21 protein-coding genes and 1 tRNA gene are annotated in these 18,706 nt (G+C 38.7%); 2 read left to right on the forward strand and 20 right to left on the reverse strand.

The window, feature by feature from the left end; genetic code table 11:
- Positions 1 to 28 precede the first annotated feature (28 nt).
- Positions 29 to 781, reverse strand: a complete 753-nt coding sequence (locus tag MKY88_RS19685; protein WP_291754926.1) for a TPM domain-containing protein — start codon at positions 779 to 781, stop codon at positions 29 to 31.
- Complete coding sequence (locus MKY88_RS19690; RefSeq protein ID WP_193833024.1) at positions 781 to 1,362, reverse strand: LemA family protein; 582 nt, start codon at positions 1,360 to 1,362, stop codon at positions 781 to 783. The genes MKY88_RS19685 and MKY88_RS19690 overlap by 1 nt, the downstream gene beginning before the upstream one ends.
- 132 nt (positions 1,363 to 1,494) lie before the next feature.
- On the opposite strand from MKY88_RS19690, the gene MKY88_RS19695 reads away from it, so the two are divergent.
- Positions 1,495 to 2,112: a spore coat protein gene (locus tag MKY88_RS19695; RefSeq protein WP_069482568.1), complete on the forward strand. Its 618-nt coding sequence runs from the start codon at positions 1,495 to 1,497 to the stop codon at positions 2,110 to 2,112.
- 54 nt (positions 2,113 to 2,166) lie between these two features.
- Here the strand turns inward: MKY88_RS19695 and MKY88_RS19700 are convergent, their stop codons facing one another.
- From MKY88_RS19700 to MKY88_RS19715, 4 genes are all read right to left on the reverse strand, one after another.
- Positions 2,167 to 2,889 carry an amino acid ABC transporter ATP-binding protein gene (locus MKY88_RS19700; protein ID WP_193833025.1) on the reverse strand — a complete coding sequence of 241 codons (723 nt, stop codon included), beginning with the start codon at positions 2,887 to 2,889 and terminating at the stop codon, positions 2,167 to 2,169.
- Positions 2,886 to 3,590: an amino acid ABC transporter permease gene (locus tag MKY88_RS19705; protein ID WP_036120219.1), complete on the reverse strand. Its 705-nt coding sequence runs from the start codon at positions 3,588 to 3,590 to the stop codon at positions 2,886 to 2,888. Before MKY88_RS19705 ends, MKY88_RS19700 begins: the two co-directional genes overlap by 4 nt.
- 83 nt (positions 3,591 to 3,673) lie before the next feature.
- Positions 3,674 to 4,468, reverse strand: coding sequence for a basic amino acid ABC transporter substrate-binding protein (locus MKY88_RS19710; protein ID WP_025116559.1), 795 nt, complete (start codon positions 4,466 to 4,468; stop codon positions 3,674 to 3,676).
- 498 nt (positions 4,469 to 4,966) lie between these two features.
- Positions 4,967 to 5,041 (reverse strand) — tRNA-Arg (locus tag MKY88_RS19715).
- Between the two features lie 317 nt (positions 5,042 to 5,358).
- Between MKY88_RS19715 and clpP the strand changes: the two genes are divergently transcribed.
- Positions 5,359 to 5,952, forward strand: a complete 594-nt coding sequence (gene clpP, locus MKY88_RS19720) for an ATP-dependent Clp endopeptidase proteolytic subunit ClpP (protein ID WP_008173241.1) — start codon at positions 5,359 to 5,361, stop codon at positions 5,950 to 5,952.
- 50 nt (positions 5,953 to 6,002) lie between these two features.
- On the opposite strand, the gene MKY88_RS19725 is transcribed toward clpP, so the two are convergent.
- The 14 genes from MKY88_RS19725 to MKY88_RS19790 all read right to left on the reverse strand — a co-directional run bounded on the left by MKY88_RS19725 (position 6,003) and on the right by MKY88_RS19790 (position 18,590).
- Positions 6,003 to 6,260 (reverse strand): HPr family phosphocarrier protein, encoded by a 258-nt coding sequence (locus MKY88_RS19725; protein WP_004228023.1) that lies wholly within the window; start codon positions 6,258 to 6,260, stop codon positions 6,003 to 6,005.
- Positions 6,261 to 6,373: 113 nt separating this feature from the next.
- On the reverse strand, positions 6,374 to 7,321 hold the full coding sequence (gene whiA, locus MKY88_RS19730) for a DNA-binding protein WhiA (protein ID WP_069482570.1): 948 nt from the start codon (positions 7,319 to 7,321) through the stop codon (positions 6,374 to 6,376).
- Between the two features lie 88 nt (positions 7,322 to 7,409).
- Positions 7,410 to 8,378: a gluconeogenesis factor YvcK family protein gene (locus MKY88_RS19735; RefSeq protein WP_069482571.1), complete on the reverse strand. Its 969-nt coding sequence runs from the start codon at positions 8,376 to 8,378 to the stop codon at positions 7,410 to 7,412.
- Positions 8,379 to 8,382: 4 nt separating this feature from the next.
- The gene (rapZ, locus tag MKY88_RS19740; RefSeq protein ID WP_340814521.1) at positions 8,383 to 9,276 is read right to left on the reverse strand and encodes an RNase adapter RapZ; all 894 of its coding nucleotides are present in this window, start codon (positions 9,274 to 9,276) and stop codon (positions 8,383 to 8,385) included.
- Between the two features lie 9 nt (positions 9,277 to 9,285).
- Positions 9,286 to 9,753: an NUDIX hydrolase gene (locus MKY88_RS19745; protein WP_258270315.1), complete on the reverse strand. Its 468-nt coding sequence runs from the start codon at positions 9,751 to 9,753 to the stop codon at positions 9,286 to 9,288.
- Positions 9,754 to 10,081: 328 nt separating this feature from the next.
- Positions 10,082 to 11,026: a thioredoxin-disulfide reductase gene (gene trxB, locus MKY88_RS19750; protein WP_008173253.1), complete on the reverse strand. Its 945-nt coding sequence runs from the start codon at positions 11,024 to 11,026 to the stop codon at positions 10,082 to 10,084.
- Between the two features lie 231 nt (positions 11,027 to 11,257).
- Positions 11,258 to 12,781, reverse strand: a complete 1,524-nt coding sequence (locus MKY88_RS19755) for a tetratricopeptide repeat protein (RefSeq protein WP_069482574.1) — start codon at positions 12,779 to 12,781, stop codon at positions 11,258 to 11,260.
- A gap of 90 nt (positions 12,782 to 12,871) precedes the next feature.
- Positions 12,872 to 13,489 (reverse strand): bifunctional phosphoribosyl-AMP cyclohydrolase/phosphoribosyl-ATP diphosphatase HisIE, encoded by a 618-nt coding sequence (hisIE, locus tag MKY88_RS19760; protein ID WP_069482575.1) that lies wholly within the window; start codon positions 13,487 to 13,489, stop codon positions 12,872 to 12,874.
- Entirely contained in the window at positions 13,486 to 14,247 is a 762-nt protein-coding gene (gene hisF, locus MKY88_RS19765; protein ID WP_193833028.1) for an imidazole glycerol phosphate synthase subunit HisF, read from the reverse strand. The genes hisIE and hisF overlap by 4 nt, the downstream gene beginning before the upstream one ends.
- Positions 14,241 to 14,873, reverse strand: a complete 633-nt coding sequence (gene hisH / locus MKY88_RS19770) for an imidazole glycerol phosphate synthase subunit HisH (RefSeq protein ID WP_340814523.1) — start codon at positions 14,871 to 14,873, stop codon at positions 14,241 to 14,243. Before hisH ends, hisF begins: the two co-directional genes overlap by 7 nt.
- Positions 14,870 to 15,469 carry an imidazoleglycerol-phosphate dehydratase HisB gene (gene hisB / locus MKY88_RS19775; protein ID WP_193833030.1) on the reverse strand — a complete coding sequence of 200 codons (600 nt, stop codon included), beginning with the start codon at positions 15,467 to 15,469 and terminating at the stop codon, positions 14,870 to 14,872. Before hisB ends, hisH begins: the two co-directional genes overlap by 4 nt.
- A gap of 4 nt (positions 15,470 to 15,473) precedes the next feature.
- The gene (gene hisD, locus MKY88_RS19780) at positions 15,474 to 16,748 is read right to left on the reverse strand and encodes a histidinol dehydrogenase (protein WP_291754964.1); all 1,275 of its coding nucleotides are present in this window, start codon (positions 16,746 to 16,748) and stop codon (positions 15,474 to 15,476) included.
- Positions 16,749 to 16,795: 47 nt separating this feature from the next.
- Positions 16,796 to 17,425, reverse strand: coding sequence for an ATP phosphoribosyltransferase (hisG, locus tag MKY88_RS19785; protein ID WP_069482580.1), 630 nt, complete (start codon positions 17,423 to 17,425; stop codon positions 16,796 to 16,798).
- Complete coding sequence (locus MKY88_RS19790) at positions 17,418 to 18,590, reverse strand: ATP phosphoribosyltransferase regulatory subunit (protein ID WP_328201297.1); 1,173 nt, start codon at positions 18,588 to 18,590, stop codon at positions 17,418 to 17,420. Before MKY88_RS19790 ends, hisG begins: the two co-directional genes overlap by 8 nt.
- Between the last annotated feature and the right edge of the window lie 116 nt (positions 18,591 to 18,706).

Raw genomic sequence — 18,706 nt, forward strand, 5'->3', positions numbered from 1 at the left:
TAAACAATTAGCTCGCTTGTCATTAGTATTAAAATTTCCGGCTTGCCCCTCCACCTGCTGAAGATCCGCCACCAAACCCTCCAAAACCACCACCACCTGAACGTCCGCCACCAAAGCCGCCAGGATAGCCGCCGTAGCCTCTCCCACGAGGTCCGCCTCCTCCACCTTTCGAAAAGAATGAAGAAAAAATGAGGATCATAATAACGATGACAATAATGAGCCAAATGGGCATTCCTTCATCTTCATTTGCACCTGCTGGTAATTCACCATTCCAATTATACTCTTCAGCTACAGCACGAAAGACCTCAGCATATGTAGCTAGAAAGGCTTGATCATTATCACCTTCACTTGCGAAAGGGTAAAATGCATTATCTAAAATACGTCCTAATTTACCGTCTGGTAATGGTCCCTCTAAGCCTTGACCAACAGCTATCACTACATCATTTTGGCCTTTTCCCTGTCCAAATGTAGCGAGTAGGAGAACACCATTATTTTTCTCTTTGTCCCCAATGCCCCAGGAACGAATCATCTTTGTCGCATACATTTTCGCCTCCTGCCCATGAAGGCTATCGAGGGTTACGACCATGATTTCAGCACCTGTCCCTTTGTCTAACTGCTCTGAATAATGGTTTAGCTCTTGTTTTACATCTAAAGATAAGACATTCGCAAAATCATGGATATACGTGTTTTTCATGGGTGACGGCATTGCTGCTTTCGTCATATTCGTGCTAAAAAGAAGGACTGAGCAAACGATAATCAGCTGTATAATACAACGCTTCATCACTCTGTACCTGATTGACTAAAATCAATAGACGGCGCTTGTTCGGCACCCGCAGCGGCTTTAAAGTATTCTTTTTGTTCAAACCCAAACATTCCTGCCATTAAATTTCCAGGAAAGCGTTTAACATGTTTATTGAATTGTTGTACTTCATTATTGTAATCCTCCCGCGCAACTGCCAATCGATTTTCCGTGCCAGCAAGCTCATCCATTAACTGACGAAAATTTGCATCTGCTTTTAAGTTAGGGTAGTTTTCCACGACTACTAGTAAACGACTAAGTGCACCAGTTAAAGCATCATTCGCAACAGCTTGCTGCGCGGGAGTATTAGCATTGCTCATTTGAGCACGTGCGTTGGTAATATCCGCAATGACCTTTTGCTCGTGATTCGTATACCCTTTCACAGATTCAACCAAATTGGGAATTAAATCATAGCGGCGTTGAAGCTGGTTTTCAACTTGCGCCCATTTGGAATCTACATTTTCCTCAGCTGTCACTAAACTGTTATATTTAGGAATCAATACTAAGGCTAACACGATAAGAATGATAACAATTATCCCAATAGGTCCAAACCATTTCTTCATTTTTAAAATCCTCCTTGACTTGCATTTCCTTTTGTTAGTCTACATTTTTGCCTTTGCATTTATACCGTATGAAATTCCTTTGGCTTGACATACTAAATACTGCATCAAAAATTATATGAGGAGGCGTTTTTTTTGTCACAATCGTTTTACAATGAATCATCATCCAATCAAACAAATTTCAATCAACAACATAGTCTAAATCATGGTGGACACGAAATGATGGACATGCATGAAGCAATTGGTGAAATTATCGCTGGTATGAATCAAGCGATCATTTTACGTCCACAAGTAAAGGATCAAGAATTACTCAGCATTTTGGATCGTCAATATAATTTTACATTGGGTATGTATAATACAATTGTTGAGTCCTTTAAAACAGGTCATGATCCATCTGTTCCTACAGGGCGTTACCAAATGGAAACAGGAAATGACTTTAAATATGGCTTAACTCCAGGGCAACCTAAAAAACCAATGCAAAACGCCAATGAAATTAATGATGAAGCCATTTCTGGTTTCTTACTAGGCGCTCAAAAGGGAGTAGCAAAATGTATGACGGCTGCTGCAACAGAAACGACAAACCCTGTTGTTCGTCGTGTTGTTGCGGATAGTATTCCCAACTGCATTGAAATGGCCTATGAATTATCCATTTACCAAAATAAACATGGTTATTATCAAGTGCCTCAGTACTCTCAACAAGATATGCAAACGATGCTTAATGCATACGATACAACCTCTAATCCCCTTCATTAAAAATCAAAAGGCAGTCCATAGTGATGAATTCTCATCATGGACTGCCTTTTCTAATTATAGTACTTTTCCTAAAAATGCTTTAGTACGTTCATTTTGTGGGTTTCCGAATAGTTCCTCAGGCAAACCCTCTTCCACAATATAGCCACCATCCATAAAGACTACTCGATCACCAACTTCACGAGCAAAGCCCATTTCATGTGTGACTACAATCATTGTCATCCCTTCAGCAGCTAGATTTTTCATAACATCTAACACCTCTTTTACCATTTCTGGATCAAGAGCTGAAGTAGGCTCATCAAATAAAATGGCCTTTGGCTTCATGGCTAACGCACGTGCAATGGCTACACGTTGCTGTTGTCCACCTGATAGCTGTTCAGGATAATTATAGGCTTTACTGTCGAGACCCACCTTTTTTAAAAGCTCATGCCCAAGCTCTTCAGCTTCTGGACGACTCATTTTACGAATTTGCATTGGTGCCATCGTGACATTATCGATGACGTTCATATGAGGGAATAAGTTAAATTGTTGAAACACCATTCCAACCTCTGCACGAATCTCATTGATATTCGTTTTCGGATCATTGATCTTCACATCTTCAATATAAATAGCACCATCCGTTACTTCTTCTAGCATATTAATGCAACGTAAAAAAGTACTTTTCCCTGAACCAGAAGGCCCAATAACACAAACAACTTGTTTTTCTTGGATTTCATAATCGATCCCTTTTAATACTTCTAGCTTACCAAAATATTTGTGTAGGTTCTCAATTTTTATCATCTTGCTTCCCGCCCTTCTGCCTTACGAGGGACATAACTATTGCTAAATCGCTTCTCAATAAATGCAACAATCTTCGTTACACCATAAGTTAATATTAAATATAATAGTGCAGCAACAATGTACGGTTCCCAGAAACGGAAGCTTGCACCTGCAACAACTTTACTAGCATATAGAATATCTGGTGCAGCAATGACTGTTACTAGTGAGGAATCCTTTAATAATGCTATGAATTCATTCCCTAATGGCGGGATCATGCGTCTAAAGGCCTGCGGTAAAATAACCTTACGCATCGCTTGATTATGTGTAAGACCAAGAGAACGAGCGGCCTCCATTTGCCCCTTTGCAATACTTTGGATACCTGCACGGAAAATTTCTGCGTTGTAAGCAGCACAGTTTAAAATAAGCGCTGTAATCCCCGAAACCATATATCCTAAAGAATGACCAAAAATGGTTGGAATAACGGCTAAGTGTATTAATAAAATTTGAACTAGCATTGGTGTTCCGCGGAATAAATCAACATATAATTTTGATGGCCAATAGATCCATTTTTTACTTGATAATTTCCCTAGTCCTAAAAACAGTCCTAGAAGAATACCGCCAAAATAACCACTAAGTGTCAAAATAAGTGTTACGCCAATACCTCGTATAAACATATCTCGGTAGTTCCAGACAATGTCCCAGCGTAGGTCAAAGATGTCCATCCGAAAACCCCATTTCCCCTTTAAAGTCATATCAATTAAATGAGTCGCAAGCATATTGCTTCGCGAGTGGCATTACCATTTTATTATTCGAAATCAGTACCTGTAATTTCTTTTAATTTACCGTTTTCTTTAATCTTTTTCAGACCTTCATTTAATTTATCTAATAGCTCTTTATTCCCCTTTTGAACCATAAAGCCATAGTATTCTTTTTCGAATGCGTCATCTTGAATGACTTTAATTTTTTGATCTGGATGCGCTTTAATATATTCGTATACTACCGCATTGTCTCCAATAGCTGCGTCAACATTACCATTTAACATCTCTTGAATTGCGATTGGCTGACTTTCGAAAGCCATGATATTTGTACTTGCTTCACCTTGTAGCTTTTTAGCTGCCATATGACCAGTAGCATTAATTTGTACGGACACCTTTTTATCTTTTAATTCATCTAATGATTTAATCTTTGAATCTTCTTTCACAACAATTAATAATTGAGATTCATAGTATGGCTCAGTAAAATCAAATGATTCTTTGCGCTCATCTGTAATTGTAATCCCTGAGGCACCAATATGTGTTTCACCATTTTTAATTGTTTGGAAAACTGGTTCCCAACCAATATTATTCCACTCTACTTCGAAATCCATTTCATCAGCAATTGCTTTTAAAATATCGACATCAATCCCCACAATTTTTCCTTTATCGTCAACAGATTCAAACGGTGCAAAAGTTGCTTCTGTCCCTACTTTATATACTTTCTTTCCATCTCCACCTTCTGAAGGTGTACTACCCGAAGAGGCATTGTCCTTTGTGCCACATCCTGCAAGTGCTAAAGTTAGCGCTGCTATAATCATAAGTAACATCCAAGCTGTTTTTTTCATTACATTTCCCCCTATTTCGATAATTTTCCATTCTGCGTATTATTTTTCGCAATTCGGAAATGTTAGACTATTAGGTCAATTATATTAATATTATAGTATTTGTACAACAACTTTTCGCATAAAACTAAATATTTTTTCATATTAATTAATGGTAAATTCATTTAAGTAGAAAAAATAAGCATTAATAACAATAAAACGAACCAAAAACTAATATATATACAATAGAAGAAATGCCAAATTTCGATAAATTTAAACAAAAAAAAGAATCCCCTCAGAAAGGATTCTTTTTTTCGGCTATTACTAGCCTTCACGGACAGTATGTTCACTAAAAAATAATTTGGAGTTGTTGCTTTTTTGAAGGTTTGAAAGGAATAAATAGGGGAATAATGCCAACTAGGACAGTATTCCCATTACTTTTCCTCTCTATCTCCACTAAGCAGGCTGCTAAACTACTTATTAGGAGATTGAGCTATTACAGTATATCAATATTCAGTAAAATGGCGCCCTCGGAGGGAATCGAACCCCCAGTGCAAGAACCGGAATCTTACGTGTTATCCATTACACCACGAGGGCAAAAAACACAAAAAAAAAGTACTCACCCTAGGCTTACGAAAAGCATGATGTAGATAATCCTCATTTTGAAGCATACCTGCAAAATAGTGTCCTGTACTTTCAAACTTACAACCTTACCTATTATACAAACGTATCACATATAATTCAACCATAGAATGCAAAAAGAATTTATTTTTTTTATTTTAATTAATTTCACTTTAACAGGGTTAATATTTGACCTTCCCTGACTATAATGTGTATGATAAGGTTACAGCTGAAATAACAATGTAGATTTCAGCAAAGGTAATCGAATTTAGTTTTTTGAAGGAGGATTTAACATGAATTTAATTCCTACAGTTATTGAACAAACAAGCCGTGGTGAACGTGCATATGACATTTATTCACGTCTACTTAAAGACCGCATTATCCTTTTAGGAAGTGCTATTGATGACAATGTGGCAAACTCAATTGTCGCACAGCTACTTTTCCTACAAGCAGAAGATCCAGACAAAGACATTTCTCTTTACATTAATTCGCCAGGTGGATCAATTACGGCTGGTATGGCTATTTATGACACAATGCAAATTATTAAGCCAAAAGTTCAAACGATTTGTATTGGTATGGCTGCATCAATGGGAGCATTCTTACTTGCTGCGGGTGAACCTGGTAAACGTTTTGCATTACCAAATGCAGAAGTAATGATTCACCAACCACTAGGTGGCGCACAAGGTCAAGCGACAGAAATTGAAATTGCTGCTAAACGCATTTTATTCTTACGTGAAAAATTAAACGGCATTTTATCTGAACGCACTGGTCAACCACTTGAAGTCATTGCAAGAGACACAGATCGTGATAACTTCATGACTGCTGAACGTGCAAAAGAATATGGTTTAATCGATCACATTATGCACCGTAGTACGGATAATAAATAATACTAAAAAGCCTCACAGAAATTACTCTGTGAGGCTTCTTTATTTGTTTGTTAATCTTCATTTTCAATAATTGTAGCTAATGCTGTAACCGCTTGCTCAGCATCATTGCCTTCACTACTTAACGTTACTTCGGTACCTTTCGCAACCGCTAAGCTCATGACACCCATTATCGATTTGGCATTCACTTTTTTTTCATCTTTTTCTAGAAAGATATCCGCACTGAAACGATTGGCCTCCTGCACAAATAGTGCCGCTTGTCTAGCTTGTAGTCCTAATTTTAATTTAACCTGGACTCTTCTCTCGATCATTCTCAAAACTCCCCTTCACTACCGTTCATCTATTAGTTTTATCTTACCTTACTTACTAGCAAAAGAACAATAAGCGATTACGCATGACATTCATACCTGAAAAGTATGATAACTTAACCACCTATTTTTTCACCGCGTCTTAATGCATCTGCTATTTCGTCTATTTTTCTTAAACGATGGTTGACACCTGATTTGCTGACGGTACCACTGGATACCATTTCACCAAGTTCTTTTAATGTAACATCTTGATACTCTACTCGTAATCGTGCAATTTCACGAAGCTTTTCTGGTAATTGGTCAAGACCAATTGAATTTTCAATAAATCGAATATTCTCTACCTGTCGTAATGCTGCTCCAATTGTTTTGTTTAGATTGGCCGTTTCACAGTTCACAATACGATTGACACTATTGCGCATGTCTCGCAATATCCGAACATCCTCAAATTTCATCATTGCCTGATGGGCGCCTACAATATTAAGGAAATCAGAAATTTTTTCCGCTTCTTTTAAATAAGTAACAAAGCCTTTTTTGCGTTCAATTGTTTTGGCATTGAGTTCAAATTCATTCATTAAATCCATCAATGCCTCGCCATGTTCTTTATATAAAGAATAAATTTCTAAATGGTAGGCGGACGTTTCTGGGTTATTAACAGAGCCTCCTGCTAAAAATGCACCTCTTAAATAGGCTCTTTTTTGACCATTTCTTTTAATGAGCTTTCTTGAGATCGTATGATTAAATTGAAAGTCGTCTGAGATGATTTCTAAATCAATTAACAGCTCGCGTGCTCCTTCTCTTACACGGCAAATATATACATTATTTTTTTTCAATCGCATTTTCTTACGAACTAGCAATTCCACATTGTACGGATACAATTTTTTCATAATCGTATATAGTCTTCTTGCAATTGCAGCGTTTTCAGTTTGCACGTCCAAGCTTAGTTGTTTATTCGCAAAGGATAATGAACCATTCATACGAATTAGGGCAGAAACTTCTGCTTTCATACAATGATTGTCCGCTTCTATTTGGGTTAATTCCTTTTTTGTTTCAGAAGCAAAAGACATATCACGCCCCCCTTTCAATCATAATTTCTATGTATATGTTCATCTTACCATATACAATAAACACTTTATGTTTCTATTATCGGTTCTCTTACCGATCATAAATACCGGCATAATCTACCAGCCATTCTGCAACATTCGTAGCATTATGTCGAACCGTACCATCTGATCGAATTGTAGCAATATCGCGCCTTATAACCTCTAATCCCATACTTTCAAGCTTTGCCACATCAAACGTCACTGGCTCTGCTCTTTCTTCTTTATACAATTCTTTTACAGGATTCGGCAGTTCTTCATCATTAACTAAAATCGAATCAATAAAGGAAGCGCCAACATGCTTATGTATGGCTGATACATGATCACCTGCTGTATAAGAAATGGTTTCACCTTTTTGTGTCATTAAATTACAAACATATATTTTTCTTCCTTTTGCTTTTACAACAGCTTCCCCAATCTCTTTGACAAGGAGATTCGGAATAATACTTGTGTATAAGCTTCCTGGGCCAATTAATATATAGTCTGCACGCTGAATTGCTCGAATAGCTTCTGGTAACGGTTGCACGTTTTCGGGTACTAAAAAAACGCGATCAATGCGTTTTGTCGCTGTTGGGATTTTTGATTCACCTTCAATGATTGAACCACCCTCTAACACAGCATGTAAATTAATTTTTTTATTGGCTGCTGGTATTACACGGCCATGTACTTTTAACACCTTCCCCATCTCACTTATAGCATGGTTAAAATCACCAGTAATATCTGTAAGTGCTGTTAGCATTAAGTTGCCTAAGGAATGGCCACGTAAATCCTCTGACGCTGAAAAACGGTATTGAAACATTTGTTCCACTAGCGGTTCAATATCTGATAATGCCGCAATGACATTACGAACATCACCCGGTGGTGGGATATCATAATCATCTCGTAAACGTCCTGAAGAGCCGCCATCGTCTGCTACCGTCACAATAGCAGTAATATCAAATGGATGGTGCTTGAGCCCACGAAGTAATGTTGATAGTCCTGTTCCACCACCAATTACCACAAGCTTTGTTTGCTTTTTCCCCATTCACTCAATCCTTTCTACGATTAATATCACGATGCGTAATAACCGTATTCTCTTTGCTGGCTAGATAAGCCCCAAAAAACTCTGCTAAAGTTACTGAACGATGCTGACCACCAGTGCAACCAAAGGCGATAACAAGTTGTGATTTACCTTCTTGTCGATAAAGAGGAATCATAAAGTCGAACAAATCCGTTAGTTTTTGTATCAGTATTTGCGTATCCTCCAAGGCTAAAACATAAGAGGATACTTCTGTTTGAAGACCCGTCTTCGGACGTAGCTCCTCTACGTAATATGGATTTTTAAGGAAACGAACATCGAACACCAAGTCTGCATCAATTGGCATACCATGCTTGAAGCCAAAAGACATAATGTTTACGGTAAAAATAGTATCTGCTTCACTGGAAAATTCTTTAACTATCTTTTCACGTAATTGCTTTGGTTTCATGTTAGATGTGTTATAAACAAAATTAGCACGGCCCTTTACTTCCGATAAAAGTGCTCGCTCTTGCTTTATACCATCTAAAGGTAAGCCGCTTACTGCCAATGGATGGGCTCTTCTTGTTTCTTTATAGCGCCTTACTAATGTGGCATCGTCTGCATCTAAAAATAAAATACGAGCTACAATGTCGCCCTCTTTTAGTATATGGTCTAACGCCCCAATAAGCGCATCAAAAAAGTTGCCTCCACGCATATCCATCACTGCTGCAATACGTGTACTATTTTTTCCAGAATCTCTTAGCAGCGTTAAAAAAGTTGTAAGTAACGCAGGTGGTAAATTATCAATACAGTAATACCCTAAATCTTCAAAGCTTTGAATAGCTACGGTCTTCCCAGCTCCAGACATTCCTGTAATAATAACCAATTCATGTGTACTTTGTTGGCCTTCAACCACCACTGTCATGCAACTCCTTTATTGATCTTTTGATATTTGTATTTTCTGGTGAAGTAATTCAAAATTCGTTGTATAGTCAAACGTGCCATACTGAATACCTGATTGCGAAATAGCAAATTGCAAATTAGTGCGATCTCCTTCAGCCATTGGCAAATGTGCTAAATCCTCTACTGGGTGCCATGCAAGTTTACCTTCTCTAGTTTCTACAAACGGTACACCGTCTACATCCTTAGCAACAAATGTATAAAGCATCCATTCATCTACGACTTCATCATTTTCTTTAATGACCATCGTATATACACCCTTTAGGTGTACATGTAAAGGTTTAACATTTGTCTCTTCCTGAAATTCACGAATAGCAGCCTCAAAGATGGACTCACCGCTTTCCATTTTTCCACCCGGAGCAACGTACCAACCACGTCTTGGTTTCTGAAGTAATAATACTTTACCGTCTTTTACGGCAATTAAATTTGCAATTCTTTGCATAGGCACACCTCTAATCACTTTTGCATTCTACTCTCCATTATAGCAAGACACTGCAAGATTTGTCCTCATTTACAACTCTCATACGTAGACATTTAACAATTTAGTTTTATCCAAGAATTTATTGAAAAAAAGCTCATGCTCTTTTCATGATCTATATAAATAAAAAAGTAGGTTGTTCCCACCTAATTGAGGCGGAAACAACCTACTAAACAAAATAAAAGGGGGATTGCTAATTACACTTTTAATCATACACCTTTTATATGTCATTCAAGTTACAACAATATTAAAACCACATTAAAATTGTATTTTTTTCCTTAAAATAGCCAAGTTATGCATTAATTTTCTCTAATAGTTCTTCTACATAATGCTGAACAGCTTGTGCTGCAATACTGCCATCGCCTGTCGCTGTAACAATTTGACGAAGTGATTTTTCACGTACATCTCCAGCTGCAAAGATACCTGGAATTGTTGTTTCCATATTATCATTTGTCAAAATATAACCAGCATCATTTAAAATACCTAAAGATTCAAACGGCTTTGTTAAAGGTAGCATACCGATATAAACAAACACACCATCTGTTGTAAACTCTGACTCAGTTCCATCCACAGTTGATTGTAGTGTAACACTGCCCACTTTACCATTAGCTTCATTAATTTCTTTTACTGTAGCATTCCAAATGAAATCGATTTTGTCATTTGCAAAGGCACGATCTTGGAGGATTTTTTGTGCACGTAATTTATCACGACGGTGGACAATTGTTACTTTATCAGCAAAGCGTGTTAAATATACGCCCTCTTCTACAGCTGAATCTCCCCCGCCAACAACTACAAGATTTTTTTGTTTAAAGAACGCGCCATCACAAACTGCACAGTAGCTGACACCACGGCCACCAAGTTCTTTTTCACCAGGCACACCCATTTTTTTATACTCTGCACCAGTTGTAATAATAATGGCACGTGTTTTATATTCTTTTGTACCTGATTTAATTGTTTTAAATTCTTCCCCGTCGATGATTTCTGTTACATCGCCATAGGCATACTCAGCACCGAATTTTTTAGCATGGTCAAACATTTTTGTAGAAAGCTCAGGTCCTAAAATTGTATCGAAACCAGGATAGTTTTCTACTTCTTCAGTGTTGGCCATTTGTCCACCAGGGATTCCTCGTTCAATCATAAGCGTTGCCAAATTAGCACGTGATGTATAAACAGCAGCTGTCATCCCAGCAGGACCTGCACCAATAATGACTACATCATAAATTTTTTCTTCCGACATAAATACTTCCCCCTAAACAGAATACTTTTTATCTTCATTCAACAAATAGTAGTGAAAGTGTAACGTCACCTACATATGATCCCAACTTACAATAGAGGGGATGAAGATAAACCATTGGCAACTAGCAAGGAGTAACACTCAAACGCAATGTTGCCAGGGCAAATTCTTGATAACGTTAGTATGTTCATCGTATGTGAAAGTATAAAGTTATTCAACTATGTTGCTCACACACTAATTATGACTGTCTGGTAAAAAAGCTAAAATTTCTTCAATATACTTCGATAAAGTGGCAACAGATACTCCATATTGTTGAGCTATTTCTTTTTTTGTCACCTTAAGCATTTGAGAAGACCTAAATAAATAATCATTTGCTCCTGCAATCGCTACAGGATTTGTAAAACGATAATTTTGAATTAAAGCTTGTTCACACAGGACAAACCACATTTGAAACATAGGTACAATCAATGATGATAATTTGCCATATTGCTCTAATAAAATTTCTGGCACATTTACAGCACGTAAAAAGCTGGCCTCTACTTTGTTTTTCTTATCAAATTCATGACCAAGTGCATAGGCTAAAAATAATTTCTCAAATGCACCGAATTGCTCGATATTGACCCATTTAGGATGGGCGATTATCTCTTGCTTATGAGCAGTATCCTTCAATAAAAACAATCCAAAGATACGCTCACTTGAATAGCTACTTTCTAATTTTTCAACGATAAAATTTCGATCATGTTCCAACGCGTCCAGCGCAAATTCGTTGTCATGTTGGCGCCAAGGTTCAAACCCCTCTTTATCTGGGTCTACCTCTAGCAGTTGACCCCAAGCACTTTTGGAAACCTCCTCATGCCCTGAAAAATAGGCAGCATGGGATAACCAGAAATAAAAACCTGCGTCTCCTACATAGCCTCTTTTTTGCATACTGCGCAACCATTTATAGGCTAATTCATATTGCCCTATTAAAGCTAATGTAGCACCTAGTTTATAACGATGCTCCCATGTATATGGCTGAATTTTAACAAGGATATTTAAAAGCTCTTGCAGATCTTCTTCATTCTTTTCGTAATACGCAATCACCGTTAAGTTACAAAGTGCATGTAAGTTTCCCTTATTTTCACGTAGTACTGTATGTAAGAGAGCCTTCGCCTGTTCCTCTTCTCCAACATAAAAATAAGCAAGTGCAAGATTATTATAGGCCGACCAAAAGGCTGGTCGATCTTCAATTAAATCTTCTAAAATAGTAATAGCTTCAGGAAAGTCGCCCTTCTCCATATGACGGCGAGCCTGCTCCTGACGATATAAATCCTCACCAGATCCTTCAAGCTCCTCAAATTCATCCTGCTCGAAAGCGACAAATTCCAATATTTCTGCTGCTTCATCTGCATAAGCACCTTCAGGCTCTAGCTGCAAATACTCTTCAGCAAAGCGTTTTGCATCCTGCATGATTCCTATACAACCTGACACTTCCGCCATGTAAAAAATAATTTCCGGATTATCGGGGTCAATTTGATAGGCACGACGAAGCAGATCATACGCTTCTTCAAAACGTTGACCTTCTAACTCTACAATAGCAAGCTGCAAGATTATCATAGGATCATCTGGGCTAAGATCAACTGCACGCTGCAAATATTTATAGGCTTTATTCATTTGTCCGCTGTTCATAGCTTGAATTGATTTTTTATAATAATAGTCGCCTGTTGGAATGAACGACACTATATTCGATTGGTTCTTATTTTGACGTTTCTTTTCCAATACATTTCCTCCGAAACAAGAAATAAGGAACGTATTAAACGTTCCTTTACACAGTAAACCCTATTATACCATACAATTAATAATATGCTGTTATTTCTCCTCGTGACGTTTTTTCAACACATGAAGGACATCATATATACTTACCTTTTGTTCTTGCAATAATACAAGTAGGTGATAAATTAAATCAGCTGCCTCCCACTTTACTTCTTCTGTATCGCGATTTTTGGCCCCAATAACAACCTCTGTCGCTTCCTCGCCAACCTTTTTACAGATTTTATCGATGCCCTTGTCAAATAAATATGTAGTATAAGCTCCTACAGGCATTTCCTGTTCTCGTTTTTCAATAACACGGACAAGTTTTGCAATCATTTCTACAGAGCCGACCTCAGCATTTTGCTGTACCACCTCCGTAAAGCAAGAAGTTGTACCATTATGACAGGCTGGACCATCAGGTAAAACTTCCACAACTAATGCATCTTGATCGCAGTCTGTTTTAATTGCTACAACCTTTTGTGTATGACCACTTGTAGCGCCCTTATGCCAAAGCTCTTGACGTGAACGAGAATAAAACCAAGTTTCACCTGATTCCATCGTTTTAACTAATGACTCTTTATTCATATAAGCCACTGTTAGCACCTCTTTCGTATTGGCATCCTGTACTACTGCCGGTACAAGACCTTTCTCATCAAATCGAATCCGCTCTATCATCTCACTGCCACTCCTTTTTCACGTAAGTATTCTTTCACTTGGGCTACACTTGTTTCTTTATAATGGAAGATGGAAGCTGCAAGTGCTGCATCTGCATCAACTTCTTCTGCCAATACTTCGTAAAAATGTTCGGCATACCCTGCTCCACCACTTGCAATAACAGGGACTGTCACAGCCTCTCGTACCGCTTTTGTTAATCCCAAATCAAAGCCAGATTTTTCTCCATCTTGATTCATACTAGTTAATAAAATCTCACCTGCTCCTAAGCGCACCGCTTCCTTTGCCCAGTCAATAGCTGACCAAGTAGTTTTCTTACGCCCACCATGGGTATAAACCATCCATGTACTGTCCTCTTCACTATAGCGAGCATCAATTGCCACGACGATGCATTGAGCACCAAAGAAATCGGAGCCTTCTTGAATAAGGGCAGGACGCTCTAAAGCGGAAGTATTGACAGAAACTTTATCCGCACCAGCGCGTAAAATACGCTTCATATCATCCAACGTCCGAATACCTCCACCAACTGTAAAAGGAATCGCAAGTGTGGCAGCGCTTTGTCGAACTACATCTATCATTGTTTCCCGACCTTCATGTGAAGCAGATATATCTAAAAACACAAGCTCATCTGCACCTTGTTCATCATAGAATTTTGCTAGTTCCACTGGGTCACCAGCATCACGAATAGATACAAATTGTATCCCTTTTACAACGCGTCCCTCCTTGACATCTAGACAGGGAATAATTCGTTTCGTTAGCATGCTTTCACACCTTTCAGCCATTGCTCTAATAAATATACGCCCAGCTCACCTGATTTTTCAGGGTGAAATTGCATACCTGTCACGGAACCTTTCGCCACAATACCGGGAACTCGTATGCCACAATAGTCTGCATATGCAACAAGTTCAGACTCCTCAATATCAGTAGCATAAAATGAATGAACGAAATAGACATGCTTTGCAGGGGCACTATTTTCTAACCAAGCAGGACGATTCGCCATCATCAATTCGTTCCACCCCATATGTGGCACTCGATATGCTCGTCCCTCATTTGTTCCACTAAATCGCTTAATATGTCCTTTAAAAAAACCTAAGCCATTTGTTGATGTAACCTCATCACTTTGTTCAAACAATAATTGCATCCCTAAACAAATGCCTAGAAGAGGACGATTTTGGCTTTGGGCTTTTTGTAGATAACGATCTAAATTAGTCTCTGCTAAACGCTTTCTAGCATCAGGGAATGCCCCAACTCCCGGTAATAGTAGTGCATCTGTAGCATCTAGCGTGTGTTCATCAGCTGTCACAACCACCTCACAGCCAAGTCGATTTAATGCTTGTACCACGCTAAATAAATTTCCCATACCATAATCAATCACACCTATTTTCACGTTAACAGCCCCTTAGTCGATGGTACTCCTTTAACACGTGGATCAATTTCTATAGCAACATCAATCGCCCTAGCTAATGCTTTAAAAATTGCCTCAATAATATGGTGCGTATTATGTCCATAGGGTACAATCACATGTACATTCATTCGTGCCTCTAAGGCAAATTTCCACAAAAATTCATGCACTAATTCTGTATCAAAAGTACCCACCTTTTCTTTTAAAGCGGGTACACGGTATTCTAAGTGTGGACGATTCGAGCAATCTACTACCACCTGTGCAAGTGCATCGTCCATTGGCACAAATGCCGTTCCATAGCGTTTAATGCCCTTCTTATCGCCAAGTGCTTCCCGAATAGCTTGCCCTAACACAATGCCAAGATCCTCCGTTGTATGGTGATCATCTATATAGGTATCCCCATTCGCATGGATGGTCCCGTCAAAAAGACCATGCTTGATAAATAAATCCAGCATATGGTCCATAAAACCTACGCCCGTTTTAATATTTGCCTTCCCTTCACCATCTAAATCTATGGCTACTGAAATTTGCGTTTCATTAGTTGTTCGCTCTATTTGTGCAAATCGTTTCTTCTCCGTCATTGTATTATTCCTTCTTCCATCCTCGAGATTCCACCGCACGTGCATGCCCCTCTAAACCTTCCATACGTGCAAGACGTGCAATTTTTGGTGCATTGTCTTGCCAAGTTTTTTCACTGTAATAAACAACACTTGATTTTTTTACAAAATCATCTACGTTTAAGCCACTAGCAAAACGTGCAGTGCTATTGGTTGGTAACACATGATTGGTCCCCGCAAAATAATCACCAACTGGCTCTGAACTATAACGACCAATAAAAATACCACCTGCATGCCTTATTTGTTCAGCTATAGCCTCAGCATTATTTGTCATAATTTCTAAATGCTCCGGTGCTAATGAATTAATCGCTTCTACTGCATCTGATACCGTTTCAGCTACATAAATGACCCCGAAATTTTCGATTGAAGCACGCGCTACTTCTTGACGTGGTAAAGTCCTCAATTGCTTTTCAACTTCTTCTGCTACTTTTTTGGCCAATTGCTCTGAGGTCGTAACGAGAATAGCACAAGCCAAAGGGTCATGTTCTGCTTGTGATAATAGGTCTGCAGCAATTTCGTCTGGAAATGCAGTGTCATCAGCTAGTACCGCAATTTCGCTTGGTCCTGCAATCATATCAATTGCAACCTCTCCAAATACCTCTCGTTTGGCAAGAGCTACAAAAATATTTCCTGGGCCTGTAATTTTATCGACTGGGGCGATGGTCTCTGTGCCATATGCAAGAGCAGCAATCGCTTGTGCCCCACCAATTTTATAGATTTCTTCAATTCCTAAAAGCTGAGCCGCCACTAGGACACCTGCCGGTATTTTTCCATTGCGGCCTGCCGGTGAAGCAATCACGATACGTTTTACACCAGCTACCTGTGCTGGAATCACATTCATTAGCACGGATGATGGGTATGCAGCTGTACCGCCAGGAACATATAACCCTACTGCATCTAGAGCTGTTACACGTTGTCCTAGCCAAGAACCGTCTCCTAGATCAAAGTGATAACCCTGTCGTGACTGTTGTTCATGATAAAGTCGAATATTCTTGGCCGCTTCCGCCAAATCCTGATAGAGTTGTTGGTCAAGAGCATATACGGCTTCTTGTATCTCTTCCTTCGTGACCCGCAAGCTTGCAGGCATATACCCGTCCCACCGTTCTGTATAGGCACGTAACGCTACGTCTCCCTGTGTCCTCACATCTGCTAGCACCTGTCTTACAACTTTTAACTGTTCCTCATTTCCTCCTTCAAGTGGTCTTTTTAAGGAAATACCCTTTGCTAATTTTGTTATTTTCATACAATTAAACCCCTTCAGTTACTCATATGTAGCTAGATATGATTACTTTATTGTTCATTCACACATTTCTTTAGTCGTCTTACAAGGTCAATAATGCGCTCACCCTTCATGCGATAACTAACCGGATTGGCAATTAACCGAGATGAGACAGCCGAAATAAATTCATATTCAACTAACCCGTTCTCTTTTAATGTGCGTCCTGTAGAAACAATATCGACAATTCGATCTGCTAAGCCAATCATAGGGGCTAATTCAATAGATCCATTAAGCTCAATGATTTCGACTTGCTCCCCAATGCCTTTATAATATTTCATCGCAATATTCGGATATTTCGTTGCAATTCTTGGAGCAATCTCATTCATCTCTGTATTCGGTAAACCAGCTGATGCAATATAGCAATTACTAATTTTCAAATCCAGTAATTCATGTACCTCTCTCTGTTGCTCTAACAAAACATCCTTCCCAGCAATACCAATATCCGCTACTCCATGTTCAACGTAGACAGGCACATCTATTGGCTTAGATAAAATAAATCGAATTTTCTCTTCTGGTATTTCAATCATTAATTTACGTGACATTTCGACCTCTTCTGGTAAATTAAATCCTGCCTCTAATAGCATTTGATAGGCCTCTTCAAAGATTCGCCCCTTTGGCATTGCAATTGTTAATTCATTCACTGCCAACTTCCTCCTGTCCAACTACAACTACTTCAGTAAAGAGTGCTAAAAAGGCTTCTTCATCGACTAGGCTACTACGCAACTGTAAGGTAGCAAATTTCCCCGTTCCCCTTAATGTGTTTACCTTTAATAAAGCTGCCTCATACTGTTCTTCCTCAAACAGCACAACAGTTGCTTCTTGTTGCTCCACTGATTGACCATTTAATGTTTCCAATAAACGATCGACACGAATGCAAAAGCCTGTAGCACCAGCTTTTGATCCAAACACCTCTAACAATCCATCGTAACGGCCACCATTTCCTAATGGAAAACCACTGCCTAAGGCAAATACTTCAAAAAGCATACCTGTGTAGTAACTCATATGACTCGAGAGTGTAAAATCAAACGTAACATGATCAGCTAAGTCAGCCATCTCCAATAGCTGAGCAAGCTGTTGCATGTATACTAATGCATCATTTTTACGAACATATTTTTCAATATCGCGAATGTCCTTCACATCCATTGCTTCTTCAATAAATTGGAGAAGGGCATCCGCCTTAGCTTTAGGCAAATTAAATGACTCTACCGCTTCTTCAAATCCAACATAATTTCGCTGGACAAGTAATGTTCTAAGTGTAGCTTGCTGCTCAATACTCTCTGTGTAATCTTGTAAAATGCAGTTTAGTATTCCTGCATGCCCAATCGTCACTTTAAACGCTTCTAATTTTAAGTGTTTCAAAAGCTCCATTGCTGTCACTATGACTTCTGCATCAGCAAATACGGATTGGTCGCCTATTAATTCAATGCCCATTTGATCGAATTCTGCTGGTCTCCCACCTTCTGCTTCTTGTGCACGAAAAACGCTTGCGAAGTACGCTAAACGTTGAGGAATCATTTCTTTCAATAATTTTGAAGTGGCCACCCGAGCAATGGGTGTCGTCATATCCGGCCGTAGCACTAATGTATTTCCCTGACTATCCACAAGTTTAAATAAATGAGTATCAGCGATCGCGGAAGCTTTTCCGACTGTATCAAAATATTCAACAGCTGGTGTTTTGATAAACTCATATCCTCTTTTACATAAAAAATCTTTGCCACTCTGTCTTACTGCTTCAACTTTTTCAAAGATCTGCGGAAATGTATCACGCATTCCAAGTGGTTTTTCAAACATTTTTATTGACGACATATGAACACTTCCTCACATTCACTTTAATTCACTAGAGTGTTAGAGAATTAGATTATGAAAGAATTCTAACTTATTTCTTTTCAACAGTCAACGCAATTCCCCTTAATTATCTAAAT

The organism is Lysinibacillus sp. FSL R7-0073, from assembly GCF_038009065.1.
Lineage (GTDB): Bacteria > Bacillota > Bacilli > Bacillales_A > Planococcaceae > Lysinibacillus > Lysinibacillus fusiformis.

What these genes read in the sequence shown, in the direction of transcription:
- MKY88_RS19700 (WP_193833025.1), bottom strand. Translation starts at nt 2,889, where the DNA reads ATGATAAAAATTGAGAACCTACACAAATATTTTGGTAAGCTAGAAGTA.
- MKY88_RS19745 (WP_258270315.1), bottom strand. Translation starts at nt 9,753, where the DNA reads ATGCAAAGAATTGCAAATTTAATTGCCGTAAAAGACGGTAAAGTATTA.
- MKY88_RS19690 (WP_193833024.1), bottom strand. Translation starts at nt 1,362, where the DNA reads ATGAAGAAATGGTTTGGACCTATTGGGATAATTGTTATCATTCTTATC.
- clpP (WP_008173241.1), top strand. Translation starts at nt 5,359, where the DNA reads ATGAATTTAATTCCTACAGTTATTGAACAAACAAGCCGTGGTGAACGT.
- hisB (WP_193833030.1), bottom strand. Translation starts at nt 15,469, where the DNA reads ATGACGGAGAAGAAACGATTTGCACAAATAGAGCGAACAACTAATGAA.
- MKY88_RS19735 (WP_069482571.1), bottom strand. Translation starts at nt 8,378, where the DNA reads ATGGGGAAAAAGCAAACAAAGCTTGTGGTAATTGGTGGTGGAACAGGA.
- hisF (WP_193833028.1), bottom strand. Translation starts at nt 14,247, where the DNA reads ATGCTAACGAAACGAATTATTCCCTGTCTAGATGTCAAGGAGGGACGC.
- MKY88_RS19705 (WP_036120219.1), bottom strand. Translation starts at nt 3,590, where the DNA reads ATGGACATCTTTGACCTACGCTGGGACATTGTCTGGAACTACCGAGAT.
- hisIE (WP_069482575.1), bottom strand. Translation starts at nt 13,489, where the DNA reads ATGATAGAGCGGATTCGATTTGATGAGAAAGGTCTTGTACCGGCAGTA.
- MKY88_RS19685 (WP_291754926.1), bottom strand. Translation starts at nt 781, where the DNA reads ATGAAGCGTTGTATTATACAGCTGATTATCGTTTGCTCAGTCCTTCTT.
- MKY88_RS19725 (WP_004228023.1), bottom strand. Translation starts at nt 6,260, where the DNA reads ATGATCGAGAGAAGAGTCCAGGTTAAATTAAAATTAGGACTACAAGCT.
- hisD (WP_291754964.1), bottom strand. Translation starts at nt 16,748, where the DNA reads ATGAAAATAACAAAATTAGCAAAGGGTATTTCCTTAAAAAGACCACTT.
- trxB (WP_008173253.1), bottom strand. Translation starts at nt 11,026, where the DNA reads ATGTCGGAAGAAAAAATTTATGATGTAGTCATTATTGGTGCAGGTCCT.
- rapZ (WP_340814521.1), bottom strand. Translation starts at nt 9,276, where the DNA reads ATGACAGTGGTGGTTGAAGGCCAACAAAGTACACATGAATTGGTTATT.
- MKY88_RS19790 (WP_328201297.1), bottom strand. Translation starts at nt 18,590, where the DNA reads ATGTCGTCAATAAAAATGTTTGAAAAACCACTTGGAATGCGTGATACA.
- whiA (WP_069482570.1), bottom strand. Translation starts at nt 7,321, where the DNA reads ATGTCTTTTGCTTCTGAAACAAAAAAGGAATTAACCCAAATAGAAGCG.
- MKY88_RS19710 (WP_025116559.1), bottom strand. Translation starts at nt 4,468, where the DNA reads ATGAAAAAAACAGCTTGGATGTTACTTATGATTATAGCAGCGCTAACT.